This window comes from Ruegeria sp. A4, assembly GCF_056543025.1.
On sequence record NZ_JBQGAW010000001.1, the window covers coordinates 1,757,104 to 1,781,022 of the forward strand.

At 57.1% G+C, this 23,919-nt stretch carries 27 protein-coding genes; 14 read left to right on the forward strand and 13 right to left on the reverse strand.

Translation table 11 applies throughout. From position 1 onward, the window contains the following. Positions 1-186 precede the first annotated feature (186 nt). Together ACR0E2_RS08695 and ACR0E2_RS08700 are read right to left on the reverse strand one after the other, a co-directional pair. On the reverse strand, positions 187-564 hold the full coding sequence (locus ACR0E2_RS08695; protein ID WP_171118898.1) for a nuclear transport factor 2 family protein: 378 nt from the start codon (positions 562-564) through the stop codon (positions 187-189). A 346-nt stretch (positions 565-910) separates the two neighbouring features. Next, positions 911-1,630, reverse strand: coding sequence for a helix-turn-helix domain-containing protein (locus ACR0E2_RS08700; RefSeq protein WP_480446097.1), 720 nt, complete (start codon positions 1,628-1,630; stop codon positions 911-913). A gap of 579 nt (positions 1,631-2,209) precedes the next feature. Here ACR0E2_RS08700 and ACR0E2_RS08705 point away from each other — a divergent pair. The 3 genes from ACR0E2_RS08705 (at position 2,210) to ACR0E2_RS08715 (ending at position 4,579) form a co-directional block, all read left to right on the forward strand. After that, positions 2,210-3,817 carry a sulfatase-like hydrolase/transferase gene (locus ACR0E2_RS08705; protein ID WP_480446098.1) on the forward strand — a complete coding sequence of 536 codons (1,608 nt, stop codon included), beginning with the start codon at positions 2,210-2,212 and terminating at the stop codon, positions 3,815-3,817. A gap of 81 nt (positions 3,818-3,898) precedes the next feature. Continuing rightward, positions 3,899-4,267: a twin-arginine translocation signal domain-containing protein gene (locus ACR0E2_RS08710; protein ID WP_480446099.1), complete on the forward strand. Its 369-nt coding sequence runs from the start codon at positions 3,899-3,901 to the stop codon at positions 4,265-4,267. Positions 4,268-4,270: 3 nt separating this feature from the next. Continuing rightward, a complete protein-coding gene (locus ACR0E2_RS08715) occupies positions 4,271-4,579 on the forward strand; it encodes a hypothetical protein (RefSeq protein WP_480446100.1) in 309 nt (102 codons plus the stop codon). 319 nt (positions 4,580-4,898) lie between these two features. Here the strand turns inward: ACR0E2_RS08715 and ACR0E2_RS08720 are convergent, their stop codons facing one another. From ACR0E2_RS08720 to ACR0E2_RS08735, 4 genes are read right to left on the reverse strand one after another with little or no spacing between them, the layout of a single operon-like run. Next, on the reverse strand, positions 4,899-5,747 hold the full coding sequence (locus ACR0E2_RS08720) for an ABC transporter six-transmembrane domain-containing protein (RefSeq protein WP_480446101.1): 849 nt from the start codon (positions 5,745-5,747) through the stop codon (positions 4,899-4,901). Between the two features lie 6 nt (positions 5,748-5,753). After that, entirely contained in the window at positions 5,754-6,173 is a 420-nt protein-coding gene (locus tag ACR0E2_RS08725) for a DUF2141 domain-containing protein (protein ID WP_171118908.1), read from the reverse strand. Next, positions 6,170-9,298, reverse strand: coding sequence for an efflux RND transporter permease subunit (locus ACR0E2_RS08730; RefSeq protein ID WP_480446102.1), 3,129 nt, complete (start codon positions 9,296-9,298; stop codon positions 6,170-6,172). Before ACR0E2_RS08730 ends, ACR0E2_RS08725 begins: the two co-directional genes overlap by 4 nt. A 3-nt stretch (positions 9,299-9,301) precedes the next feature. Further along, positions 9,302-10,450, reverse strand: coding sequence for an efflux RND transporter periplasmic adaptor subunit (locus ACR0E2_RS08735; protein WP_480446103.1), 1,149 nt, complete (start codon positions 10,448-10,450; stop codon positions 9,302-9,304). 101 nt (positions 10,451-10,551) lie between these two features. Between ACR0E2_RS08735 and ACR0E2_RS08740 the strand changes: the two genes are divergently transcribed. The 10 genes from ACR0E2_RS08740 (at position 10,552) to ureG (ending at position 16,952) form a co-directional block, all read left to right on the forward strand. After that, positions 10,552-11,169 (forward strand): TetR/AcrR family transcriptional regulator, encoded by a 618-nt coding sequence (locus ACR0E2_RS08740; protein WP_480446104.1) that lies wholly within the window; start codon positions 10,552-10,554, stop codon positions 11,167-11,169. Positions 11,170-11,576: 407 nt separating this feature from the next. Next, positions 11,577-12,314, forward strand: a complete 738-nt coding sequence (locus ACR0E2_RS08745; RefSeq protein WP_480446105.1) for an urease accessory protein UreD — start codon at positions 11,577-11,579, stop codon at positions 12,312-12,314. 1 nt (position 12,315) lies between these two features. Continuing rightward, positions 12,316-12,618 (forward strand): urease subunit gamma, encoded by a 303-nt coding sequence (locus ACR0E2_RS08750; protein ID WP_152459090.1) that lies wholly within the window; start codon positions 12,316-12,318, stop codon positions 12,616-12,618. 18 nt (positions 12,619-12,636) lie between these two features. Next, entirely contained in the window at positions 12,637-12,798 is a 162-nt protein-coding gene (locus tag ACR0E2_RS08755) for a hypothetical protein (protein ID WP_171169025.1), read from the forward strand. Next, positions 12,795-13,127: an urease subunit beta gene (locus ACR0E2_RS08760; protein ID WP_480446106.1), complete on the forward strand. Its 333-nt coding sequence runs from the start codon at positions 12,795-12,797 to the stop codon at positions 13,125-13,127. Before ACR0E2_RS08755 ends, ACR0E2_RS08760 begins: the two co-directional genes overlap by 4 nt. Beyond that, positions 13,102-14,862 (forward strand): urease subunit alpha, encoded by a 1,761-nt coding sequence (gene ureC, locus ACR0E2_RS08765; RefSeq protein WP_480446107.1) that lies wholly within the window; start codon positions 13,102-13,104, stop codon positions 14,860-14,862. The genes ACR0E2_RS08760 and ureC overlap by 26 nt, the downstream gene beginning before the upstream one ends. Before the next feature lie 121 nt (positions 14,863-14,983). After that, the gene (locus ACR0E2_RS08770; protein ID WP_171118922.1) at positions 14,984-15,208 is read left to right on the forward strand and encodes a DUF1127 domain-containing protein; all 225 of its coding nucleotides are present in this window, start codon (positions 14,984-14,986) and stop codon (positions 15,206-15,208) included. A 28-nt stretch (positions 15,209-15,236) separates the two neighbouring features. Further along, on the forward strand, positions 15,237-15,689 hold the full coding sequence (ureE, locus tag ACR0E2_RS08775) for an urease accessory protein UreE (protein ID WP_171229062.1): 453 nt from the start codon (positions 15,237-15,239) through the stop codon (positions 15,687-15,689). Next, a complete protein-coding gene (locus ACR0E2_RS08780; protein WP_480446108.1) occupies positions 15,673-16,326 on the forward strand; it encodes an urease accessory protein UreF in 654 nt (217 codons plus the stop codon). The genes ureE and ACR0E2_RS08780 overlap by 17 nt, the downstream gene beginning before the upstream one ends. After that, on the forward strand, positions 16,323-16,952 hold the full coding sequence (gene ureG / locus ACR0E2_RS08785) for an urease accessory protein UreG (RefSeq protein WP_152459096.1): 630 nt from the start codon (positions 16,323-16,325) through the stop codon (positions 16,950-16,952). Before ACR0E2_RS08780 ends, ureG begins: the two co-directional genes overlap by 4 nt. A gap of 66 nt (positions 16,953-17,018) precedes the next feature. Here the strand turns inward: ureG and ACR0E2_RS08790 are convergent, their stop codons facing one another. From ACR0E2_RS08790 to ACR0E2_RS08805, 4 genes are all read right to left on the reverse strand, one after another. Next, positions 17,019-17,171: a hypothetical protein gene (locus ACR0E2_RS08790; protein ID WP_480446109.1), complete on the reverse strand. Its 153-nt coding sequence runs from the start codon at positions 17,169-17,171 to the stop codon at positions 17,019-17,021. A 65-nt stretch (positions 17,172-17,236) separates the two neighbouring features. Next, a complete protein-coding gene (gene tcuB, locus ACR0E2_RS08795; RefSeq protein WP_480446110.1) occupies positions 17,237-18,316 on the reverse strand; it encodes a tricarballylate utilization 4Fe-4S protein TcuB in 1,080 nt (359 codons plus the stop codon). Then, positions 18,306-19,700, reverse strand: a complete 1,395-nt coding sequence (gene tcuA, locus ACR0E2_RS08800) for an FAD-dependent tricarballylate dehydrogenase TcuA (RefSeq protein WP_480446111.1) — start codon at positions 19,698-19,700, stop codon at positions 18,306-18,308. The genes tcuB and tcuA overlap by 11 nt, the downstream gene beginning before the upstream one ends. Before the next feature lie 11 nt (positions 19,701-19,711). After that, entirely contained in the window at positions 19,712-20,392 is a 681-nt protein-coding gene (locus ACR0E2_RS08805) for a GntR family transcriptional regulator (protein ID WP_152459099.1), read from the reverse strand. Positions 20,393-20,560: 168 nt separating this feature from the next. Here ACR0E2_RS08805 and ACR0E2_RS08810 point away from each other — a divergent pair, with 168 nt between their 5' ends. Next, entirely contained in the window at positions 20,561-21,535 is a 975-nt protein-coding gene (locus ACR0E2_RS08810; protein ID WP_253284204.1) for an AbrB family transcriptional regulator, read from the forward strand. On the opposite strand, the gene ACR0E2_RS08815 is transcribed toward ACR0E2_RS08810, so the two are convergent. Genes ACR0E2_RS08815 through ACR0E2_RS08825 form a run of 3 tightly spaced genes read right to left on the reverse strand, consistent with a single transcriptional unit; the run spans position 21,504 to position 23,857 of the window. Further along, positions 21,504-22,484, reverse strand: a complete 981-nt coding sequence (locus ACR0E2_RS08815; protein WP_171229064.1) for a D-2-hydroxyacid dehydrogenase family protein — start codon at positions 22,482-22,484, stop codon at positions 21,504-21,506. The genes ACR0E2_RS08810 and ACR0E2_RS08815 overlap by 32 nt on opposite strands. Then, positions 22,481-22,717: a hypothetical protein gene (locus ACR0E2_RS08820; protein WP_171363989.1), complete on the reverse strand. Its 237-nt coding sequence runs from the start codon at positions 22,715-22,717 to the stop codon at positions 22,481-22,483. The genes ACR0E2_RS08815 and ACR0E2_RS08820 overlap by 4 nt, the downstream gene beginning before the upstream one ends. A gap of 51 nt (positions 22,718-22,768) precedes the next feature. Then, positions 22,769-23,857, reverse strand: a complete 1,089-nt coding sequence (locus tag ACR0E2_RS08825; protein WP_480446112.1) for a 4-oxalomesaconate tautomerase — start codon at positions 23,855-23,857, stop codon at positions 22,769-22,771. Between the last annotated feature and the right edge of the window lie 62 nt (positions 23,858-23,919).

Sequence of the window (23,919 nt, forward strand, 5' to 3'; positions counted from 1 at the left end):
CTAGGTTCTCCGATCCGGGCAGAGTGCTAAAATGCTGCAAGCCTTAATCCATCTGTCCATCAAGCCCCGGACCGACCAGTCAACCGCCCATTTTGATTGGACGTACTTGATTGCAGCGCCGGACCTGGCGAGGCTTCCTGAAATGGCCGCAAGCGCTTGGGAACCCGTGTTGCCAGGCACCGTTCGCTATTTTGGCAACATAAAGAACTCTTCCAGTACAATCTTGCCATCTTCAACGGAATAAATGGCAATCTCGCTAAGGTTCATTCGTTGTCCGGTGTCTTTCTGCACGACCTCGGCATTGAAACGCACGCCAAAGCGATTGGGCGGATGAACAAAAGGACCATCTGCCGTAAGCGTTTGGATTTCATGCGTTTTCAGCCAATCCTCCCGCTTTGCCTTGATGGCGTCGCGCCCCTTTGTAATCCGAAATTGCCGCACCGGAGGCACAACCGCCTCTATGGACTGAGCGTTTTCCGCATACATCTCGTCAACACTTGCCAAGCCATTGCGATCACGCATCGCCTGAACAAATGTCCGCCCAATTTCGACCAGTCTTTCCATGCAAGACCTCCTGATACACCCGTGACTGTATCTCGTTGGGCCGCATCCAACCTTGACAAAGATCAAAATGAGACGGTCCTGCAAAGATTGGCCACCGGGCTTGCTTCGGAACAGGTAGAACTGCACCTTGTAAATTTGGACGCAACAAGTAGCCGCCATTCGTTGGGCAAGATGTGATCCTACGGGTCTTGGCGCATCTCAACTCTGTACCGGACGACACCATACTGCTCGAAACTGGCAACAACACTCCTGCCGATATGCGCTTGACGCCAGCTCAGGGCAGGAAGGTGCTGGCCCCTGCCCCTGATACTTCCGGGTGCTGAAGAGCGGAATTGGTATGGGAAACCTATTTCTGCACGCCCCTTGTTTCAGACGGCAGCTCTCGGAAAAACAGCCTGTAGTCGCGCGCGAACTGGCCCATATGCCAAAATCCGAGCCGGTTTGCAGCATCGGTTATTCTTCCGCTGAAAGACCCTGAAAGAAGGTCCTCGCGAACACGGTTCAACCTGAGACGCATATAATACGACTTGGGGCTTTGTCCGAACTGTTCCTTGAACGCGCGATCCAGAGTTCGCCAAGACGCCCCGCTTTCTTTACAAATCTCTTCAATTGAAATCGGGTCTTCCAGAGTGGCAACCATAAGATCGGTTGCGCGATCCAGGGCACGCCGCCTGGTGCCCGCCTGACTCCTGTCAAAATGCGCTTCGTTGTCGGTCAGAATAATCAGGGCTTCAAGCATCAGGGCCTGCTCAGCCGCCTCAGACCACTGCGCATCACCACTGTTAAGAAGCCCGGCTACGCGACCCTCCAGATTCGCCATGCTGGCCAAACCTGCTTTGGACCTCAGTCTGTGGGCATCCGGGTTGTCGCGCGCCAGGTGAAATCCGCAGGACTCTGCAAAATTCTCCAATCTTTTGGTTTGGAAGGAAATGACATTTCCCGTGAAACCGGCCGTCGAAATACCGTCAAACCCATCACTGTCACCGAAGGACAGGAATGCGTTATCGGTTACGTCCTTTGCCTGCCATTTGTCGACCGCACCATTTGACGGAATCCCGAACGTCATCCAGCCCTTGGGCGAAACACCACGTTGATGAACGCGTTGGTTCATCGCGATGCTGAGAGCGGAGACCGATCGCCCTGAGCGCACCCTTATGGACGTCGACAATCGACCGGGATCGAGCTGTCGGAAGTCTATCTCCCACGGCGTAATTTCCCCGATTTTGTTGGGGTGTTCGAAATTCAGCACGGCTGTGGGCGTAACCCCGTCTGATACGGAAGGGACACCCTTTTGCGAATTTGGCGAATTCTTGATGTGGTCCATTCCCAGAGCCTGACACTTTACCGGTAATGTAGCGAATTCGAACCGCGGGGAGTCAAGTGTCAGCAAAAACTCCAAACCTCGCCACCATGGGCCGACCACGGCTTCCTGAGGCCGATGCCCGATCAGAGCGCGTGGTGACGTTTCTAACGCCACCAGAACACCAGCGGTTATCTGAGCTGGCGCATCATTCAAACCAATCTCTTTCAGCAAAGTGTCGCGACCTGATTGTTCAGGCAATGAGCTTCAGGAGCACCAAAGGGGGAACGCAGAATGACTAATGTTGTCCAAAGGACTGGCATCGCAGCCTGTTTGCTAGCAGCGTTGAGCACCACACAATCGGCCGCACAACAAGACGCGATTGTGCATGACGGTGAATTTGCGTTCCTGCGCGCCCAATTTGGCGAGCAATGGGATGCGCAGGACGTCGAGATTGATGCGAGGCTGGCTGAACTTCGGGAAGCCAACGGCGGCAAACCCCCGAATTTCCTGTACATCCTCATCGATGACATCAGCTTTGGCCAGATGGGCGAACGCAAACTCAACTATGTGATGGGCATTGAAACCCCGAATATCAATGACTTTGCCAGCGAAGGCATGTCGTTGATGCGGATGTACACCGAGCCCTCATGTACACCCACTCGTACGGCCATGCTGACCGGGCGCCACCCGATCCGGGCCGGCGTGGAAGAGGTGAAAGTGGCTTTGGTAGGGGAAGGGCTTCCTGCCAGCGAAGTGACGCTGCCGGAAATCCTGAAACAGGCGGGCTACAACACCTCGCATGTCGGCAAATGGCATCAGGGCGATATCGAAGAGGCCTACCCACACAATCAGGGCTTTGACTGGGCGGCCTTCCCGCTGCATCAGCAGGTTCAGCTGAGCCTGATGACCCGCGAGGCGATGCAGGCGAACAACATGTTGGGGTACCACGCGTCGGGACAGAACAATGCCCTTCTGCTGGATGAGCGTTTCAAGCCCTATGGTTTGGTGACAGGTGTCGAAGCCGAGGCAGGAGGGCAAGCCCGCGAAGTCGACATGGCCGCAGGTGAAGAATGGACCCAAGCCAAATACGAAGAGATGAACGAGCGCTACCAGACGCAGGCAATTGAACAGCTCGAGCGTGTCGCAGCCTTGGATGAGCCGTTTTTCCTGCAATACTGGCCGCTTTATCCGCTGAACTTTGTCTATCCCGATCAGGCGCTGTCACGTAACGGAGGCTTCCACGCGGACAAGTTGCAGCTTCTGGACGGTTGGATCGGCGAAGTTCTCGACGCGCTGGAGAAGACCGGCGAGGCGGACAACACCATCGTCATGATCATGGCCGACAACGGGTTGATGTACCATTACGAAGGAACATCCGGGCTGAACCAACTGATCTATCGCGGCGGCAAGACCCAACATCTCGAAGGGGGTGTGCGCACTGATGCATTCATTCGCTGGCCCGGTGTGATCGAGGCTGACAGCGCCGCCGGTGACATTTTTCATGTCTCGGATATCTACACGACGATGGCGCGTATCGCTGGCGCCACCGACTATATCCCGCGTGATCGGGTGATCGATGGGATCGATCAGACGGCCCTGCTGCTGGAAGGCGAAGGCAATGGGCGACGAGACTACGTTTATGTGTACGAGGGCCCGGTTCTTCGCTCGGTCGTGAAACAGGAGTTCAAGATGCACCTGCCTGCTCCGGGCGCACCCGGAGCCGCCGCGCCAACGTACAACATCTATCGCGACCCGCGCGAGCTGCATCCGCTGGTCGGGTACTCCCTCTGGGCCGGCGCATCGTTCCAGGACATGATCAAGCGACATCAGAAGATGATCGCCAAGTATCCGAACTCGGAAATCGGTAAAGACGTCCCCTATGGCGGCATCGAGAACCTACGCCCCGAAAGCGAAAAGGCGCGGCAGGTTTTCATGAGCTGGCAAGAGTGAAGCCTTGATGGCGCGCGGAACCTGCCCGCGCGCCAACGACAACCTATGCAGTCAAGACAACACTGGGCCACTCCCCAATGCTTGGACAAGATTCCGCGTGGCACAAGCCAATGGAATGCCGAGGAAGGTAATGTTCTAAGGCAGTCTTTGAACGCATCGGCGCCAGTGTTTGCCCTGATATTGTTCAATCTGGTAGCAACTGGCTTTTTAGGCTTTGAGCGGATGTGGTTTTTTGCGGATCATTTGACCGATGTGCCAACCGCATTCCAACCCAGCTGGACAAATCACCGTGCCCAAAAAACCTCTGCTTTGATTACTGACTACCTTAGCCGCCGCGGCTTTTTGAAAGCCTCCGTGAGCGTGGCCGCATCGCCTGCTATGCTGGGCGCTGCCTGCAACAACGTCACAACCAAGGTTGAGGCCCGACAGTCCGAACCGGTGCTTGAATGACCTTTGATCGGGTACTCCTCACAGTTCCGCTGCCGTCGAGGAGACGGGATCGAAATCAAGGTCAGCGCTTTCAACAAAGATATTGATCCGAACGCGGCCCGTATCACATCGCCCAGCATAGGCGCCAAGGTGGCCGAGCAATACATCGTATCGCGCTATGACACGGTTTCGCAAACTGGTTGGGCGCAGCTGATCGAAGGCAAGGGCGAGGCCTTCTGCGCGGGCACCATCTATTGGTTCCTATGTCTCAAGCGGAAGGACCGCACCACTCAGAAAATCACGCATAACGTTCTCAGGCGTTATACAGCCTGAACCTAAGCAATTGCAAATGGGCTGGCTTGGCTGATCCTTCCCTACCGGAAAGATCCCGCCGACGCTGTCTTGGCAAAGCTACAGCCTGTACGACATTCCATTCAACACTCTGACCTGCGCAGAGACACTGCCATTGTTTCGAAACCTGCTTTTCCCGCGATACAGGTCTCTGACAGTTTTGCCGCAAAGCAATCGCACAGGGTATTTGCCACAAAGAGCTGCCCTGCCGCATGCCGGAGGGTGGTTCAACGGCGGTCACTAGAAGACCAACACCTGATTGCAACACCTGTTCCACGCAACTTGCAGTTTGAAAATCTGATCATCCTCTCTGCAATCGGACCGTGATTTCGGACAGCCGGGACCAGGATTGGAACGTGATCGGCAAAGCAAGCGCGGCTTCAGCAAATTCCCATGAGTAGCTGACAATCGAAAAGATCATTCCGGGTGTCGCATCCAGATTTTGCGTCGCGAACCACAGGTTGAACAGGATCAGACCTATCAGCAGAACGAAGATCACACCGTACAGGTAGGCTTCGGTATCCGAGAGCTTCACTTCGAAACGACGCAGTTTCGTCAGGTGGACAAGCACCGGGCGGACGCGGCGTTGCTCCAGAATGCTGACCTGATGTTCCATCTGCTCATTCAGGGCCCGGTTCCATTGCCAGAACGTCGAATGAAACAGGGCGTAGATGCATATCATTCCCACAAGCACCCCGCAGGCTGACAGAGCCAGCACCGGCGAGAAGTAAAACAGCAATATTGCTGAGACGACGAACTGGATGATTCCTGAAATTGCCGAAGGCAGGATCTCTTCCAGAAAGTCGGCCAGTTCGCGCCCCATTCCGATCCGGGCGTTCAACGAAGAAATCGGCAGGTTTGAAAAACGCGCAGCAAGCGCCTTGCCCAGCTCGACGCGGATCGTTCCGTAGACGCGCGTATCGTATATCCGCCGGATCACGCCGATCAGCGTGAGGGCGACCATGAGAGCGCCCAAATGCACAAAGGGCTGAAACTGTCCGCGCAGCAATCCATCGATGGCAAAGCCGATGAACAGCGGGATCAACACGGTTAATGCAGTTTCCGACAGTATCAGAAACCAGGTGATCCCGACACGCCACCGAAACACGCTCAGCAACGTGCCTATAGTCAGTTTTCTATTCCTCAGCATGCGGCATCACGGATCATAGTGGACACGAACGCGGACATCGCCCGGCCAGACCGAGGCGGCCCTGAAATCAGGCAAGTCCTGAGGGTTCGGGGCGCCGGTTGAACCCAGCCCCTCCAAAAGCTTCGTCTCGGTCATGTTCAGGTCTTCGTCCTTGTTTTCGTCGTGAAACAGCAGCACAGCATAAGGGCCGGCCGTCAGGTCGGGAAACTCATGGCTGACACTGCCTTTGCGGGACGGAACCTGGGCGTAGTCAATCGCGCTCTGGACATCCAAACCGTCAAAGGCGCGCGCGTCGTCGAAAACGAGGATCACAATGTTTCCCTTGGCGTTGCGGATACCCTCCACAATCACGTTCAGACCATCAGATGCGGCAGGCGTTGCAAGCGCCATCAGGGCGAATGCGGGGGCCAGAATGCTACGTGTCATGACTGTGTCCTTTCTCCGGAAGGGTGCGGCGGGGCTGGCTTGAAGACGACAAGGACATCTTCGGTAATGGCAATCAGCACCGGCACCAGCAGCAGCATGAGGGCGGTGCCGAACAGTTCCCCAAAAGCCAGAGAAATGGCGGCAGGGATCAGATACTGCGCCTGCTCGGAGGTTTCGGTCAGCAAAGGCAGCAGGCCGATCACCGTCGTTGCGGTGGTCAGAAATATTGCCTTGAAACGTCCAATACCTGCGCTCTTCAGGGACAGATCCACGGGCTGGCCTTCCTCGCGCGCCTGATTGTATCGGGTGATCATGACCAGACTGTCGTTCACGATCACACCGGTCAGCGCCAGCATGCCGAAAAACGAAAACAGCGACAGTGAAACATCCATGATCAGGTGCCCGACGGCGGCCGCGATAAAGCCAAAGGGGACAATGGCTAGAATGACGAACGGCTGCCAATAGCTTTTCAGCGGCACGGCCATCAGCACATAAATCAGAACCGCCGCCAGCAGCAGCGCACGTTTCAGGCCATCGCTGATATCAGCCATCTCTTCCAGTTCGCCGGCAGGCAGGACTGCTAGGCTGGGATACTTGGCGCGGAGTTTCGGAACCAGCTGATCGAACACCGCCTGACCAACCTCTTCGGGGGCGACACGATCGCGGTCGATGGACGCGGCCACGATGTTCATGCGCTTGCCGTCGCGGCGATCGACAGTGCCAGAAGTGTAGGCGCCTTCGATCTCAGCAACCGTCTCGAGCGGTACCCAAGCACCGGATGCGCTGCGCAATTGGGTCTGCATCAGATCGGCCAGAGTATCGCGGTTTTCCCGCGCGTTCTGTACGACCACGCGAACTTCGGCCCAATCGCGCCTGACCTTGGTCACCTCGGCCCCGCCAAACCCATAGCCAATCTGTCGGGCCAGAGCCTCGGCATTGAATCCTAGATGCCGTGCGTCCGGGCGCAGGCGGAGTTTCAGCTCGGGCTGGCCGCCCGCCAGCCCATCCCGCACATTCGCCACGCCCTCGATTTTCGACAGAAAGTCTTTCATCTCGACGCTGGCTTGTCGCAGCAGGTCTTCGTCTTTTGACGCCAACCGTATGCGGAAGCCCCCGGCGAGCGTTTCCGATCCGGTGAACTCCAACTCGGTCGCGCCTTCGACCGCACCAACCCGGTCGCGCCATTCACGAACAACAGTCAGGATCGGAACGTCCGGGCGTTCGGCCACCGGGATCATCTCGGCGTATATTTGCGCGCTACCAGCGCTGTTGATGATGCTGAACACCGTCTGAACGGGTGGCGTGGCCATACCTGCGTCCTCGGCAAGCTCGGCGTTCAGGCCATTCAACGTAGCTTCGATCCGGTCCACATTAGTGCGGGTCAAAGCAAAGGGCGCGCGGGCGTCCATTTCCAGATTCATCGTGATGACCTGTCCGGGCACCTCGGGAAAGAACACCGTCTTGACTTTGCCCTTGTACATAAGGCCAAGCCCCAACGTTGCAGCGGCAATGAACAGGATCAGTACGGCGTAACGCTGTCGCACCGCCGCAACGAGTAAAGGCTGGTAGATGCAATCCCGCACCCAGTCCAAGCCGCCCTGTGCAATATCCTGTACCTGACCCCAGAGGCGGGTCAAAAGGTACCTACGATCTTGCCCCATCGAAACCTGCGCCAGATGGGCGGGCAGGATGAATTTGCTTTCGATGAGCGAGAAGATCAGCGTCAGGATCACGATCCCCGCAAACCCGGCCAGCACCTTACCCAGCGGATTGTCGATTAACAGCATCGGGAAAAAGGCCGCGATTGTGGTCAGCACGCCAAAGACAGTCGCAACCGCCACGCGATGCACGCCGCGTTCCGTGTCTCTTATCGGGTCTTTGCCATTGCGGCGTTCTTCGAAAACGCTTTCACCAACCACAACGGCGTCATCAACCAGAATGCCCAAGGCGATTATCAGACCAAAGGTGGTGACATCGTTCAGAGAATAATCCACCCATTTTGAACCCGAAACGGCTATGGCCCCCATGACCGAAACCGGAATGCCCATGGCGACCCAGAAGGCCGGGCGCACGTTCAGAAACACCGACAGCATCAAGGTCACAAGGATCAGCCCCTGCACCCCGTTGGACCGCAACAGCGCCAGCCGGTCCGAGATATAGCCGGCGCTGTCGCCCCAGACCTCGACCTGAACCTGCGACGGCAACTGGCGGCTGAACTCATCCACCGTGCGGCGCACAACGTCACTGATCGTCAGCAGGTTCTCTTTCTGCCCGACCAGAACCTCCATCCCGACGGTTGGCTTGCCGTTCAGCCGAAACAGGTACTCGCCGTCCTGAAACCCGTCTTCGATCTTGGCGATATCACCCAAGGGCACAAAAGACCCGTCGTCACGTTCGATGATCGGCAGGGCCGCGTATTCAGGAGCGTATTTTGCGCGATCATCGGCCCGCAGATAGATCGTGCCGCCCTCGGTCCGCAAACGGCCTGCCTGAAATGCCACCGAGTTTTCCTCGATTGCGCGGGTCACATCCGCGACGGTCAGGCCATAGTGGCGCAGCAGCGCAGGGTCGATTTCGATGCGCAGTTCCCGCGGGATCAGACCCCAGATTTGCAGCCGGGACAATTCCGGTTGCGCCAGCAGCTCTTCTTTCAGGCGCTGCGCCAGGCTCTGCAATGTGGCCGGGTCTGTTTCGCCGTAAAGGTTCAGATAGAGCGCTGGAAAATCGAAACCCGACGCTTCGATCACAGGGCGGCGCGCGGTATCGGGCAGATCGGTCAACCCATCGATGCGAATGCGGACACGATCCAGAACGGCTTGCAGTTTCTGGCCACCCGCGCGGCGGACGGTCACGACACTCAGATCGTTTTGGGATCGCGAAGTCACACTGCGCACGCCCTCCAACCCTTCCAGCGCCTGCTCAACTTTGTGGGTCACCAATTCATCGACCTGTTCGGCAGTGGCGTCCGGGAACTCGATCGAAATCGTAACGCTTTCCGCAGGTATGCGAGGGAAGCCCTCGATCCGAATATTCAGCAGCGTCTGCACCCCTAGAAAGAGGATCAGCGCCATCATCAGATTGGCGGCGACAGGGTTGCGGATAAACCAGGATGTCAGCGCGTGCATGGCTCAACCCCCATCCGACAGCGGCGTGACGCGCTGACCCGGCAGAAACGAGGCCAAAGGTGTCTTGGCCACGCGCCATGGGCCGTTCCCGTCGGGCGTCTGTATCGTGACAGCACCTTCGCTGCGGAACAGGATGTTCGGGCTGAACCTCTCAAGGTGGTCGTTTTCATCCACTATCCAAATGTACCCCGCGCGCGTCAGGGCGCTTTCCGGCAGGGTCACGGTGTCAGCAATTCGCCGTCCGGGAATGTGCACTTTCAGAAAGTCTCCGGCGAGTATGCCGTCACCGGGGTTTGCGACATCCAAAAAGACGCGCACCTGTCGTGTGTCCTGATCCAGAAAACCGCCTCCACGCCGGACGCGTGCCTGACCCAGGTTTTCGCCCGAACGGTGCGTCAGGTCAGCAGCAACGCCAGAGATCGGATGATCGAACAGCGCCCAATCCGCTTGGCTGAACCCGGCAACCAGTTCGAATTGCCGGTTGTCCGACAGGTGTATCAGGGGATCGCCCGGGTTGACCGTCTGGCCAAGGCTGGCAAAACGACGGGTGACAAAGCCTGAAAACGGGGCAACAATTTCTGCGTCCTTCAGGTCATTTCTCGCCGCATTCAGGCGTGCCTGCGCCGCTGCAACGGTTTTTTCGGCGACGCGCAATTGCGGCAGGTTCACGGCCAATTTGTTTGGCGGTTCCACCCCGTCTCGTTCGAACTGCCGTTTCGCGACGGTTACGTTGTTCTGCGCGCGCAACAGTGCAAGCTCCGCTCGCTCAAGCTCCATCTCGGCGGCTGCAACGGCGCTTTGATAGGGGGCATTTTCGATTGAAAACAAAGGGTCGCCCCCTTCCACCTGTGTCCCGGCCAAAGCGCCGGCATGGACTGCGGTGATGCGCCCGGACACAGCAGACCGCAGCTCGGCATCCCAACGAGGCCGAACTTCGGCAAATGCAGAAACACGCGCCTGCACGGTTTCCGGAACAACAGTTACGACAGAGACGGTCGGTGGCGGAGGTGAGGTGTTTGCTGCCTGAACATCAACCGTATCTTCCGCGTCAAATAACAGGATGACGACCGCCACAAACAGCATCAGCGACAATCCAATCCAGAGCCATCGTCGGGCTGGTCTTCGCTGAGCTTCTGAGGTTTTGTCTGTCATTGTCCTGTTTTTCCTGAGCCGCCTGAACCATTGCGCCTTGTGGGGCACGATTGGATGTCATATATTATGAACGATCGTTCGTTCAATATGAAAAAACCAAAATGCCCGAAAACACCAAAAAACCAGGGTCCACCCGGGAAAAGGCAACAGCCAAGCGCCGCAACCAGATTTTGGAGGCCGCCGTTATGTGTTTTCTCGAACGCGGCTATCATCAGACCGGCGTCCGCGATATCGCATCGCGGGCGGGCGTCAGCCTTGGAAACCTCTACAACCATTTTCGCGGCAAGCATGACGTGCTTGTGGAAATCGCGATGCTTGAACGCCGCGAGCTGGAGCCGTTTCTGAAAGTCCTGAATTCAAATGCACCCGCACCCAAAGTGTTGAAAAAGTTCATCAAGGCCTACGCCAACTATCTGGCTGCGCCGGAGAACGTCATCCTCACCTTGGAGATTTCGAGCGAAGCCGTTCGTCAACCGGATATCGCGCGACTGTTCGTCGAAAACCGAGCCAGACTGACCGAGGCGCTTGAAGAAGTAGTGAAACGCGGAGTTGACGCAGGAGATCTGCGCGCTGTTCCGGATCCGCTACAGGCGTCGCAATTGGTGATAGAGGTTCTGGAAGGAAGCGCGTATCGCAGCGTCCTGTCGGAAACGCCCATGAGCAAAATCGCTGGAAGCATGGAGGATTTCATTCTGAGCTCGCTGCTGGCGCGTCAATGAAGCCTGTGTTGCGCGTTTACCTGAAGCTGATGAAAGCCTGCGAACGGGAAGACGCACTGTGGCAATCGTGCGGATAGCTGAGTTCAGCTTTCCGCCCATCCTTCAGGAAAACGAAGCCTCCCCAACTTACCTTTAACCCAATTTGGGAAATCGGCGAGATGCGCATATTTTTTCATCCAAGCCAATGGTTGCTGTCTAAAGTTTAATCATATGATGGGAAATTAAGCAGATTCCGACGCTGCAAGTTAGTGTTCCGATACTTCAACAGAGAAACAGGTGGCAGCAAACCGAAGCGCTGTAGGTGCCCTATTACACAAGTTGCAACCATATTACCCGCGCACAGCGCAGTACCACCGCGCGCAGCAGGCACCGTCAGCTTAAGCACCAAGCAATTGGGCAACAGGACCGTGCTGAATAAGTTTCGCCAATCTGGGTCTTTCAAATGCCTATTCCCCAGAACCACGACACCTGAACTTGATGCGGTTCTGCTAAACTCGGCAGGCGGAGTGACCGGAGGAGATTCATTTCGGTTTTCTTGCAACGCAGCAAAAGGCACGGCGCTGAACTTGACTACGCAAGCTTGCGAGCGCGCTTACAAGGCCCAGCCCAAAGAATGGGGCCAGGTTACAAATCATTTGACGGTAGAGGCTGGAGCCCGGCTGAACTGGTTGCCGCAAGAGACCATTCTTTACAATGGCAGTGCGTTGGACCGGCGCCTCAGGATCGACCTGTCACCGGATGCCGAAATGCTGATGGTGGAACCGCTTGTTTTTGGACGCGTCGCAATGGGTGAAACGTTGACTGAAATCCGCTTGCGCGATCAAATCGAGATTTGGCGCGAAGGAACGCCGGTGTTTCTCGATGCGATTAGGTTTGCTGGTGATTGGCACACTCACTTGGCTAAGCGGCATATTGCAAACGGCGCAGGGGCGATGGCCCTGATCGTCTTAATGTCGGGTTCCGCCGAAGGTCATCTGGAGCCTGTCAGGGAATTGCTACCGGACGCCGCCGGGGCAACTCTGATCCGGAAAGACCTACTGGTCATTCGCATTCTGGCCGGCGACAGCTTTGCACTGCGCCGCACATTGATGCCGGTTCTGCGCCGGCTGAACAACGACACATTACCCCGATGCTGGATGCTTTGACATGAACCTGACCCCTCGTGAAAAAGACAAACTACTGGTGGCCATGGCCGCCGAGGTCGCTCGCAAACGGCTGGCGCGTGGCGTCAAGCTGAATCACCCCGAGGCCATTGCGTTGATTACCGATGCCGTGGTCGAAGGCGCGCGCGATGGCCGTTCGGTCGCCGACATGATGCAAGCTGGGGCTGAAGTGATCTCTCGGGAACACTGCATGGAAGGCGTGCCCGAGATGATCCACGAGGTGCAGGTCGAAGCCACTTTCCCGGATGGCACAAAACTTGTGACTGTCCACAACCCCATTCGCTAATTTCCAAAGGAGTCACCCATGATCCGCATGCTGTTTCCCGCTCTCATTCTGGCTGGTCCGGCCACGGCCCATTCGGATACCCATATTCACGCCCATGGCAGCGATTACACCGCGCTTGCAGTTGGGTTGGCTTTGATTGGGGTCATCGCCATAACCGTGATTTTGAAGCTGCCGAAATGATTCCGGGCGAGATCATTCCTGCCGAAGGCTCTCTGACGTTGAACGCGGGACGCAGCACCCGTCTTGTTATTGTCGCCAATACCGGCGATCGACCCATACAGGTCGGCAGCCACTACCATTTTTCTGAAGCAAACTCGGCCCTGGATTTTGATCGGTATGCAGCTTTGGGTATGCGGCTGGACATCCCGGCGGGTACCGCGGTGCGATTTGAGCCAGGCCAAACTCGCGAAGTTATTCTGGTGCCATTTGAAGGGCGCCGGCACATTTACGGTTTCAATATGCATATCATGGGGGCTCTGAAAGATGCCGGGCAAGATCAGTCGGAGTGACTATGCCTCCATGTTCGGCCCAACGGTCGGCGACAAAGTACGATTGGCAGATACCGATCTGATCATCGAGGTAGAAAAAGACCTTATCGTGGAGCGCGCAACAACTGCGCGTTTCAGTGAAACCGGCCACCGCGAAGATGTCTATGGTGAAGAGGTCAAGTTCGGTGGCGGCAAAGTCATTCGAGATGGGATGGGGCAGTCTCAGACCACGCGTGCCGAAGGTGCCGTGGACACTGTGATCACCAATGCTCTGATCGTGGATCACTCGGGTATCTACAAGGCGGATGTCGGTCTGAAGAACGGGCGCATCGCCAAGATCGGCAAGGCCGGAAATCCAGATACGCAACCCGGCGTAGACATCATCATCGGTCCCGGCACAGAAGCCATCGCGGGCGAAGGTCGCATCCTGACGGCTGGCGGGTTCGACAGCCATATTCACTTCATCTGCCCGCAACAGATCGAGGACGCGCTGCATTCTGGCCTGACGACCATGCTTGGCGGTGGCACCGGCCCGGCACATGGCACTCTGGCGACCACATGTACCCCCGGCCCGTGGCATATCGGCCGGATGTTGCAGGCGGCGGATGCTTTTCCCATGAATCTTGCTTTTGCAGGCAAGGGAAATGCTTCGCTTCCCGCTGCTTTGGAGGAACAGGTCAAAGCCGGGGCTTGTGCCCTGAAACTGCACGAGGACTGGGGTACGACCCCGGCGGCCATCGATTGCTGCCTTTCGGTCGCTGACGCGATGGACGTTCAGGTGATGATCCACACTGACACGCTCAACGAATCCGGGTTTGTTGAAAATACGGTTGCCGCGATAAAGGGTCGGACTATCCACGCTTTCCACACTGAAGGCGCGGGCGGCGGCCACGCACCAGATATCATCAAAATCTGCGGAGAGGACCATGTCCTGCCCTCCTCTACCAACCCCACGCGGCCTTTTACGGTAAACACGGTCGAGGAACATCTGGACATGCTGATGGTCTGCCATCACCTCGACAAATCCATCCCCGAGGACGTGGCTTTTGCTGAAAGCCGCATCCGGCGTGAGACCATCGCGGCTGAAGATATCCTGCACGACATGGGCGCGTTCAGCATCATTGCGTCCGACAGTCAGGCTATGGGCCGCGTGGGCGAAGTGTTGATCCGTACGTGGCAAACCGCCGACAAAATGAAGAAACAGCGCGGGCGCCTTCCCGAGGAAACAGGTGAAAACGACAACCTGCGCGTCAGACGCTATATCGCCAAATACACGATCAACCCGGCCATTGCCCATGGCCTGAGCCACGAGATTGGCAGTATCGAAGAAGGCAAACGTGCCGATCTCGTTTTATGGAACCCTGCCTTTTTTGGTGTGAAACCCGAGATGGTTTTGCTGGGCGGTACGATTGCTTGTGCCCAAATGGGTGACCCAAACGCGTCGATCCCCACACCGCAACCAGTCTATAGCCGCCCGATGTTCGGAGCCTATGGCCGCTCGGTCGAGCATTCGGCAATCACATTTGTCTCTGAGGCCGCACAGGCCGACAGAATTGGTGATACACTGGGCTTGGCGAAGCAGACTGTCGCTGTCCAAAACACACGAGAGATTGGCAAACAGGATCTTTTGCTCAACAACGCGACGCCGCATGTCGAAGTTGATCCGGAAACCTATGAGGTCCGGGCAGACGGTGAATTGCTGACCTGCCAACCGGCCGAAGTGCTGCCGATGGCACAGCGATACTTTATGTTCTGACTAAAAATTATGCTGCATTGCACCGTGCGCAAGGCAGAAATGACCAAACACCCACTTCAACGTGAGGCCGATATGACAGATATTAATGCTCAAGGGAGGACCAACGTTTACGAGGGTCCAAATGGCACACTCAGCAACACAATCACACGCAGGCTTTTCGCTGCCCGGTCTGATCGCGTCCATCGGATCATCAATCTACGGGGCTCTGATCAGTGTGGCCGAAGCTCAATCGCGCGTGCGGCAAGTCGAATTCCTGCAATCGCTCAGCGACGAAGAGTTGAAAAAACGCGGCCTATCACGCGAACGGATCGTGCATCGGGTGTTTTCGGATTCGATCTGGCTCTGACCATTTCTGCTCCAGAGGAGGCGACGGTATGACCGCCCTGCTCTGCACCGCACGCCGTTACTCGGATCACATGCACGACGACACTGCCGATTGCCTGTCGTTGACCTATGACGATCGGTTTTTGCGCCGAAAGGTTTTAACATGCGAAAGCGGCGAACAGATTCTGGTCGACCTGGCTCAGACAACCTCACTGGATCACGGCGGCGCGCTGATCCTGGACGATGGGCGCGCGGTTGAAATCCAGGCCGCGCCCGAAGCCTTGCTGGAGGTCTCGGCTCCTGATCTGACACGTATCGCATGGCATATCGGCAATCGCCACACGCCCTGCCAGATCGAAAAGGATCGTCTGTTGATCCAGGTCGATCATGTGATCCGAGACATGCTTTTGAAGATCGGGGCCACAGTACGTGAGGTGCACGAACCGTTCACCCCTGAAGGCGGGGCCTACGGCCACGGCAGGACACATGGCCACGCCCACTGAAGCTGATATCCTGACGCTGACCCAGTGGTTGTCTCCGGCATATCCTGTGGGAGGCTTTGCATATTCTCATGGGCTGGAAGCCGCAATTGACGAGGGGGCTATCGCCAGTTCACAAGACGCCGAAGCCTGGATTTCTGATGTGCTGGAACATGGGTCGGGATGGAATGACGCTCTGTTCGTAGTGTCCGCTTACAACGCGCAGAACAATGATGAGCTTATCAGCGTTGATACCAAGGCACGGGCGATCTGCGCTTCATCGGAAAGAAAAATGGAAACCGAATTGCTGGGACAGGCATTCGGGACCGTCACAGGAGACGTCTGGGATTTAGACATCCAACAGCTTTCCTACCCAGTGTCTGTGGGCTACGCCGCGCATCTGCAGAGCCTTCCCATACTGTTAACGACACAGCTGTATCTACAAGCGTTTGCAAGCAACTTGGTCGCGTGCGCAACGCGCCTTGTGCCGCTGGGGCAAACCAACGCTCAAAAGCTGATCCGTAATTTGACACCGCTATGTGCTCGTATCGCTGAACAAGCGCAAATGGCAGGCTTGAACGAATTGAGTTCGACTGCGTTCCTGACGGACATCGCGTCGATGAGACACGAAACACAGTATTCAAGGATATTCCGAACATGAGCAGTATGAACGGCCCTCTTCGCGTCGGCATCGGTGGTCCGGTTGGAGCCGGAAAGACCACCTTGACGGCTGCCCTATCTGAAACCCTGCGCGATGTTTGTTCAGTGGGCGTTATCACCAATGATATTTACACTCAGGAAGACGCCGAGGCGCTGATGCGCTTGCAGGTCTTGCCAAGAGACAGGATCATCGGTGTCGAAACGGGCGGTTGCCCACATACAGCTATCCGTGAGGATGCATCGATAAACCTTGCAGCGGTCGCTGAAATGCGAAACCGGCATCCCGATCTTGACATCGTTCTGATCGAAAGTGGCGGCGACAACCTGTCGGCTACATTCAGTCCAGAACTCGCAGACCTTACAATCTATGTGATCGACGTCGCAGCAGGAGAGGAAATCCCGCGAAAAGGCGGACCGGCAATAACGAAATCCGACATCCTGGTCATAAACAAGACCGATCTGGCGCCGCATGTTGGCGCTTCACTGGAGGTCATGGATAGAGATGCAGCCAGAATGCGCAAAGGGCGGCCCTTTTTGTTCACGTCCCTTCGTCACAAAAAAGGAGTCGGCGCAATTGTCGACCTTTTAGTGAAGAAGGGGGGGTTAATGATTCCAGAAAGGAATTAACGCTCAGAACGAAGATGCCAATCTGTCGACACCTGTCATCGGCTCTGCCGTTCAGAGGCACCTAATTCATAGATTTTTCGTCATTCTGTTTTCGATTGGCGCAAAGGCTTTACCACGCGCGACTCCAAGCTTTTCCATCAATTCCGCACCTTTCGTGGCGGTATCTTTCAGTGCCGCTGAGAAATATTCACGCGAACCCTTCGGGACGTTGGCTGCCACCCGCGACACCGCGTCCTTCGATAATAAATGCGTTTTCCTTTGCCTCACTCAGGAAATGCGGGCTGCTAGCGGACCACCGACACATCTCTTTTTCGTTGTGCATCCCTGACAAGGGCAGCAAGCCGATAGAAACCGTGCGCCATTTTTGTGTAAGGCGTAAGAAGGAAGAACGCGAGGACCGACCCCAGATGGACGGCAAGCAGCGCAGGCATTACTGCGGATGAACCGAAAGCGTAAAGAACAAGCCCGCTCAACGCTACAAACCCAAGCAGTAGTATAAATCCGATTTCTCCGCCCCAAGCTGAAACATCGCCGAGATTGCGGTCTGACTTGTGTTTCAGCCGGACCATCATGTAGCAGCCAACAGTGAGCAAAACGCCCCCTGTGACTCCAAACAGCTTCGGCAATGACCAGAACCGGTAAGGTGCGTGCAGATCGAACCCATAATGCATGATCGTCGCCACCGAAGTCGAAGCAAAACACAGCAGAAACCCGTACATTATCGCATGATGCACGTGGCGGCGGGCCTGGCTAAAACGGTCTTCGTCCTCGAAATTGCAACCCTCCCCGTGGCCAGCAGCCAGGTCCTGCATTTTGGCCGTTCGACTTAGCGCGGCTTTCAAGTCGCCCGGTTGGATCGGCTGGCCTCCAACTGCGTGCCAATAGCGCCGCAAGCTGATGCCAATGCTGAACAACGGCAGAAGGAATGCCGGAGCAAAAATCAACACCATCGCATTGTGAGAGAGGACAGAGTAGAAGCCTTCGCCTCCGGTCGAGCCGATCGCGCGAATGGCCCAAAAAATAAGCGCGAAGCCGACGACCAGAGCCAGGGCGATCGCTCCACCATGGCTATGGAAGCAGCGCGCCACTGGTTGCGGCCAGGCGAAGCTTTCCCAACTGTCGCGCCGGACCTCGGCCAGAGCCTTCGGCAGGTTGAGGTCGAACTCATGCGGCGCCGTATATTGGCAGGCATAGTAACATCCTCTGCAGTTATGGCAGAGATTGGCCAATTGCGTGATATCGCCGTCCGAGAATGCGCGTTCAGCGTGAAGCGACGGAAAGACCGAGCAATAGCCTTCGCAATACCGGCAGGCATTGCAGATCTCAGCCTGACGGCGGGCTTCCTGTATCAGTTCAGTTCGCATAAGAAGCGGCCTCTCGTCCTGCAATGCGTCCGAAGACGGTTCCGATGGTCATGCCGAACCCGGCCAGATAACCCTGCCCCAAAATCGACCCAGCCATGGTTTCGCCTGCCGCCCAGAGGTTCTGGATTTTGCCGTTTGACAATGAACATTGCGCAGATTCATCCACCTTGAGCCCCAGATATGTGAAGGTCACACCGGTGCGCAGCGAGTAGCCATAGTAAGGAGGTTCGGTGATCGGGCGCGCCCAATTGGTTTTGGGTGGCGTCAGGCCGGTAGTTGAAACTCCGTCCAATTCTGTTGGATGAAAGCCACTTGTGTCACCGCAGGCGGCATTGAATTCTGCGACGGTCGTGGTCAGTTTATCGGCGGGCAGACCCATCGCTTTGGCCAGTTCCTCGAGCGTGTCCGCCTTTAACGGCGGAAAAACCGACGGCATGAACAGATTCAGCGATTTGGCATCAATGATCACATAGCCCACCTGATCCGGCTGGGCTGCGACCAAGCGACCCCAGATCGCGTAACGCTTTGGCCAGACGTCCTCGCCCTCGTCATAGAACCGCTCGGCATCTTTGTTGACAACAATTGAGAATGGAACGCAGTCCAGGCGGGTGACGATGCCGCCATCGAATTTCGGAGCACGCCCGTCGACGGCAACGGCGTGGCATTGGGTCGGGTCTCCAACGCTCTCAACGCCTTGATCCAGAAGATCGGCCAGCACGACACCCCGGTTATAGGGTGTGCCCCGGATCAGGAAGTTGCGTGCCGCAGGTCCCCACGCACGCGTCAGCCAATCGGTGTCAGCCTGAAAGCCGCCCGAAGCGACGATGACCGCTTTGGGCGTTATGCGATGGGATTGGCCTTCGCAGGTGAAGTCTACCCATTCAATCCGGTCTCCGTTCAATTCAAGATGCGTGACGGCGGCTTCGTACAGGACTTCGACGCCCAGCTTCGCTGCTGTCCGGTAATAGGCATTTACCAGCGATTTACCGCCGCCCATAAAGAACGCATTCGTCCGCGCCAGCGATAGCGTCCCCGACAAAGAGGGCTGGAACCGAACCCCGTGCTCCTCCATCCAGGGAAGACATTCCTCAGACGTGCGAATTGCGAGGCGCGCCAGATCTTTGTCGGTTTTACCCCCGGTAACCTTGAGCAAATCTGACAGGTATTCGTCTTCGCTGTATTCCTCGACCAGCGGGCCTAAAGGGCTGGAATGCATGCAGCGAAAGTTTCGGGTATGGCGCGAGTTTCCGCCACGATAGGGTTTGGGCGCCGTTTCAAGGATCAGAACGCGCGCGCCTGCTTCGGCGGCGGTCATCGCAGCGCACAGGGCGGCGTTACCTCCGCCAATCACAGCGATATCGTAGGCTTCCTTTTGGGTGGCCATGTGGTTTCCGCCTATTGAGTTTGGTCCGTTGTTCGGTCGCGCTCCTGCAAGGCGCGAATGCGCATGCGTTGTGCTGCGTGGATATGAGCGCGCATCTCATTTTCAGCCGCCGCGCCATCCCGGGCTTTCAAGGCGGCCATGATAAGGCGGTGTTCGGCTACTGCGGCCTCGGCTCGGTCGCCGTCCAACAATTGCGACGGGCCCAGGATCAGCAACGCCTTTTGTAAAGACAACATGGATTTAGCCAGAAACCGGTTCTTGGCCGCATCCAGAAGCGTCGCATGGAAAATCCGATTGATCCGCGCGGCCTCCGGACCGGTGCCTGCCTCGGCCAGCCGGTCATTCAGCACATCCAGCTCATCCAGTTCGACATCGGACGCCGCCCTTGCCGCCAGACGGGCCGCAGTTCCCTCGAGCACAGCGCGCATCTCATAGAGCTCCATCACTTCGGCGTAATCCAGACTGCGTACCGTCGCGCCTTGACGGGGGATATGTGTTACCAAGCCATCCGCTTCCAGCTGTCGGATCGCTTCGCGCACAGGCGTGCGGCTAACTCCCAACCTCTCGGACAACTCAATCTCGCGCAGGCGTTCGCCGGGCGGCAGGCTACCTTCGCGAATCTCATCCAGCAGGCGCTGATAGGCGGAATTGCCTTGTGGGCCAGGCTGTAACGGGTCGTCCTGCAGGGTCATCACGCGCTCACTTGTGTTATTGCGTCCACTTGTATACATTTGGATACACACTAAGTCAACCGCACCGGAATCTACATTTTGTCCACCCAGATCAACGCACCCTCCTCAGCGAAAAAACGTGCAGTGACCTTCGCGCTTGCAGTGTTGGGCACCGGAGCATTCTGGTTAATGAATTTGCCCCTGCCCTTCCTGTTCGGCCCAATGAGCGCCTGTCTGATTGCAGCCCTGGCGCATGCGCCGATGGAGGGATTCGGGCAGGTCTCGGTGGCGGCGCGCACTATCCTGGGCGTTGCCGTCGGAGCATCGATCACTCCGGCCCTGTTTGCCGAATTGCCGAAAATGGCCGCGTCGATTGCGCTGGTTCCGTTCTTTATCCTGCTGATCGCACTGGTCGGAGTGCCATTCTTCCGCAAGGTTTGGGGCTTCGATACTACAACCGCTTTTTATGCGGCCATGCCCGGCGGGTTGCAGGACATGATCATCTTCGGATCCGAGGCGGGTGCCAATCCGCGCACGTTGTCGCTGATCCACGGCACACGCGTGCTGATCATAGTGACGTTGGCCCCGCTATTTCTGACTGTTTTCTATGGCGCTGAACTGACCAACCCAATCGGTGAACCCGCGCACGCCCTGCCCGTTCACGAACTGGCCCTGATGGTGTTGGCCGCCTTTATCGGCTGGAAGGGCGGCGAGCGCATCGGTCTATTCGGCGCGTCGATCCTGGGACCGATGATCCTGACAGCTGCTTTGTCACTTGGGGACTTCATCCATACCCGCCCCCCGCGCGAGGCCATCCTGGCCGCGCAATTCTTCATCGGTTGCGGAATCGGAGTGAAGTTTGTCGGTGTCACCTGGGTGGAATTGCGCAAGGTCGTGGCAGCGGGTTGCGCCTATGTGGTTGTCCTGGCCGTGTTGGCGGCGGCCTTCACTGCTGTTGTCACCACGTTAGGGCTTGGCAAGCCGGTCGAGGCGTTTCTGGCCTTCGCGCCCGGCGGGCAGGCCGAGATGACAGTTCTGGCCATCGTTTCAGGCGCGGACCTGGGCTTTGTGATCACTCACCATCTGACAAGGATTGTGCTGGTGATCATCGGCGCGCCCATCGCCGCCAATCTTATTCTACGGTGGTCCAAACCTCGGGGTTGATCATGTGGATCGGCGCGCCGTCGGCGTAAGCATTTACCTGATCGAAGATATCGGCAAATTGCAGGTCGAACTCATCCTCGGTCACAAAACCAATATGCGGCGTCGCGAGCAGGTTGGGATGTGCCAGCAATGGATCGGTCGCGTCAGTCAGTGGCTCGGAATCGAATACATCAATCGCGGCTTTGCCGGGACGACCGGCGTTGAGCGCTTCAAGCAAAGCGCCCGGAGCAATCAGCCCGGCCCGTGAAGTGTTCACGAAGATCGCCCCGGGCTGCATCTGCGCAAAATCCGATGCGGTAATGATCGCACGCGTGTCCGGTTTCAGGCGCACATGGATCGAAACAACATCACTATCGGCAAAAAACGCCTCGCGGCTCGGCGCGACCCTAGCGCCATCCGCTTGCGCACGCGACCGACCTTCATCGGACGACCACCAAACGACATTCATTCCGAACGCCTCGGCATAACCCGCAACCGCACGCGCGATACGGCCGTAACCATAGAGCCCCAATTGACGACCGCGTAGCGTCTTGCCTACCCCTGCCTGCCAGTGCCCTGCCTTGACCGAGGCCATCTGAGCGGGCAAATCCCGCATCCCAGCCATGATCAGCGCCCATGTGAGTTCCGCCGCAGCATAAGACGGCGTGCCGCTATGCATATTCGAACACAGTAAAACACCCTGATCTGTACAGGCCGGCACATCAACATGGGGATAGACGCTGCGCTGGCTGATCAGCTGCAAATTCGGCAACTTTTCCAGCAAGGCACGCGTGACTTTGGTCCGCTCTCGGAACAGCACCAGCACTTGAGCCTCCTGCAAACGCTTGGCCAAGATGTCAAGATCCTCGACATGATCCGTCCACACCGTCACTTCATGAGCGTTGAGTCTCTCAAAACATGGCAGCCCACGCAGCGTGTCGAACCAATCGTCCAGAATGTGTACTTTCATCGGCTTTCTATACTCTGCTCGGTGGTCAGTTTTCTGGGTGTCGGCACAAAATGCTGCACGTCAAGTGCTGCCAGCGCGTTTCGGACGCGTTCGCTTTGGTCCAACAGATGATTAAACTGCTCGTCGCACCCCGCGATTGGCGTGGGGTATTCGGCCATATCCCGCCGCAAGGCAGCTTGCGCCAACCGGAGCTCCTGACGCGCGATATCGAGGCATTCCGAGTAGTCGTCCATCATAACCCCTCCTTTTTGTATACAAAGGTATACCAATTTGGAAATGCCCAATCAACTCCCTTTCCACACGGATTGTGGAACGTACACATGGCCGTCTGCCAACTTGCGCGCGGTACGAACCAAGCCTGCTGCGTTTACAGTGAACCCATTCTCAGTGGTGAAATCCACCAATACGTCGATCGTGCCCGAGGCATGTTCCAATATGACTTCAGCCGGGCTTGTCGTCGGGCGATCCAGCAAACCTTCCGCGACCGTGCCGGGCGTCAAAGCGCAGGACGCCATGCACTGCGCACCGGTAACTGCCATGGTCGGGTGGGTCTTCCACGGCATAAAATACCGCACCGCAAGCGTTCCGCCCGCTTTGGCAGGAGCTACAAGGCCGAATTTGGGGGTCACGGATTTGGACACATCCCCCATCCCCATCCGTTCCCCGGCTTCGATCCGAACGGCTTCCATCCGGTCAAAAAAGGCGCGGTTGGCGTCGAGATCCTCGGCTTTTTCATAACCCGTCAGTCCGAAATCGGCGGCGCAGGCAATGGCCATTGGCATGGCGACGTCCATGCAAGTCAGTTCTATCCCCTGTACTGTGTCACGCAGGTTGCCGGTGGGCAGGAAAGCACCGGTTGCTGACCCAACCACCCCCATGAAACTCAGCTGCACCGGTGCAGATTGACCGGGCACCCCGGCAATACCTGTATCACCCTCATAGGTCAGCCTTCCCCCGGGTGTCTGAATCCGGGCCACTACACGTGCCCCGGTGTTGACCGCCCGGATACGGATTTCGGTTTCATCGCCTTGGGGCTCAAACAACCCCATTTCGATTGCAGCGGGGGCGACACCGGACAGGATGTTGCCGCAAGTTGGTTTGAAGTCGACCAACTTATCCTCGACCGCAACCTGCGCGAAGAAATAGTCGATATCGGCCCAGTCATCCTCGCTGACCGACAGCATCGCGACCTTGGTCGTGACCGCCGCGCCACCGCCGATGCCATCAATGTTCAGCGATTGCCCGGCCCCGAGGGCAGCGATCAGCACTTTGGCCAAAGTGTCCAGATCCTCGGGCAAATCCGAGCGGCGGAAATACGGGCCCCGAGAGGTTCCGCCCCGCATGAATACATATGGGATTGCTGTTTGGGTCATCGGGTCCCCCCTGGCCAAGACTGAGTGGTGTTTCTTCTGCCCGGCCCGGTACACAGGCCGAG

What these genes read in the sequence shown, in the direction of transcription:
- ACR0E2_RS08755 (WP_171169025.1), top strand. Translation starts at nt 12,637, where the DNA reads ATGATCCGCATGCTGTTTCCCGCTCTCATTCTGGCTGGTCCGGCCACG.
- ACR0E2_RS08815 (WP_171229064.1), bottom strand. Translation starts at nt 22,484, where the DNA reads ATGAAAGTACACATTCTGGACGATTGGTTCGACACGCTGCGTGGGCTG.
- ACR0E2_RS08730 (WP_480446102.1), bottom strand. Translation starts at nt 9,298, where the DNA reads ATGCACGCGCTGACATCCTGGTTTATCCGCAACCCTGTCGCCGCCAAT.
- ACR0E2_RS08760 (WP_480446106.1), top strand. Translation starts at nt 12,795, where the DNA reads ATGATTCCGGGCGAGATCATTCCTGCCGAAGGCTCTCTGACGTTGAAC.
- ACR0E2_RS08820 (WP_171363989.1), bottom strand. Translation starts at nt 22,717, where the DNA reads ATGGACGACTACTCGGAATGCCTCGATATCGCGCGTCAGGAGCTCCGG.
- ACR0E2_RS08780 (WP_480446108.1), top strand. Translation starts at nt 15,673, where the DNA reads ATGGCCACGCCCACTGAAGCTGATATCCTGACGCTGACCCAGTGGTTG.
- ACR0E2_RS08735 (WP_480446103.1), bottom strand. Translation starts at nt 10,450, where the DNA reads ATGACAGACAAAACCTCAGAAGCTCAGCGAAGACCAGCCCGACGATGG.
- ureE (WP_171229062.1), top strand. Translation starts at nt 15,237, where the DNA reads ATGACCGCCCTGCTCTGCACCGCACGCCGTTACTCGGATCACATGCAC.
- ureC (WP_480446107.1), top strand. Translation starts at nt 13,102, where the DNA reads ATGCCGGGCAAGATCAGTCGGAGTGACTATGCCTCCATGTTCGGCCCA.
- ACR0E2_RS08725 (WP_171118908.1), bottom strand. Translation starts at nt 6,173, where the DNA reads ATGACACGTAGCATTCTGGCCCCCGCATTCGCCCTGATGGCGCTTGCA.
- tcuB (WP_480446110.1), bottom strand. Translation starts at nt 18,316, where the DNA reads ATGCGAACTGAACTGATACAGGAAGCCCGCCGTCAGGCTGAGATCTGC.
- ACR0E2_RS08810 (WP_253284204.1), top strand. Translation starts at nt 20,561, where the DNA reads ATGAATTTGCCCCTGCCCTTCCTGTTCGGCCCAATGAGCGCCTGTCTG.
- ACR0E2_RS08825 (WP_480446112.1), bottom strand. Translation starts at nt 23,857, where the DNA reads ATGACCCAAACAGCAATCCCATATGTATTCATGCGGGGCGGAACCTCT.
- ureG (WP_152459096.1), top strand. Translation starts at nt 16,323, where the DNA reads ATGAGCAGTATGAACGGCCCTCTTCGCGTCGGCATCGGTGGTCCGGTT.
- ACR0E2_RS08740 (WP_480446104.1), top strand. Translation starts at nt 10,552, where the DNA reads ATGCCCGAAAACACCAAAAAACCAGGGTCCACCCGGGAAAAGGCAACA.
- ACR0E2_RS08695 (WP_171118898.1), bottom strand. Translation starts at nt 564, where the DNA reads ATGGAAAGACTGGTCGAAATTGGGCGGACATTTGTTCAGGCGATGCGT.
- tcuA (WP_480446111.1), bottom strand. Translation starts at nt 19,700, where the DNA reads ATGGCCACCCAAAAGGAAGCCTACGATATCGCTGTGATTGGCGGAGGT.
- ACR0E2_RS08770 (WP_171118922.1), top strand. Translation starts at nt 14,984, where the DNA reads ATGGCACACTCAGCAACACAATCACACGCAGGCTTTTCGCTGCCCGGT.
- ACR0E2_RS08805 (WP_152459099.1), bottom strand. Translation starts at nt 20,392, where the DNA reads ATGACCCTGCAGGACGACCCGTTACAGCCTGGCCCACAAGGCAATTCC.
- ACR0E2_RS08720 (WP_480446101.1), bottom strand. Translation starts at nt 5,747, where the DNA reads ATGCTGAGGAATAGAAAACTGACTATAGGCACGTTGCTGAGCGTGTTT.
- ACR0E2_RS08750 (WP_152459090.1), top strand. Translation starts at nt 12,316, where the DNA reads ATGAACCTGACCCCTCGTGAAAAAGACAAACTACTGGTGGCCATGGCC.
- ACR0E2_RS08700 (WP_480446097.1), bottom strand. Translation starts at nt 1,630, where the DNA reads ATGACGTTCGGGATTCCGTCAAATGGTGCGGTCGACAAATGGCAGGCA.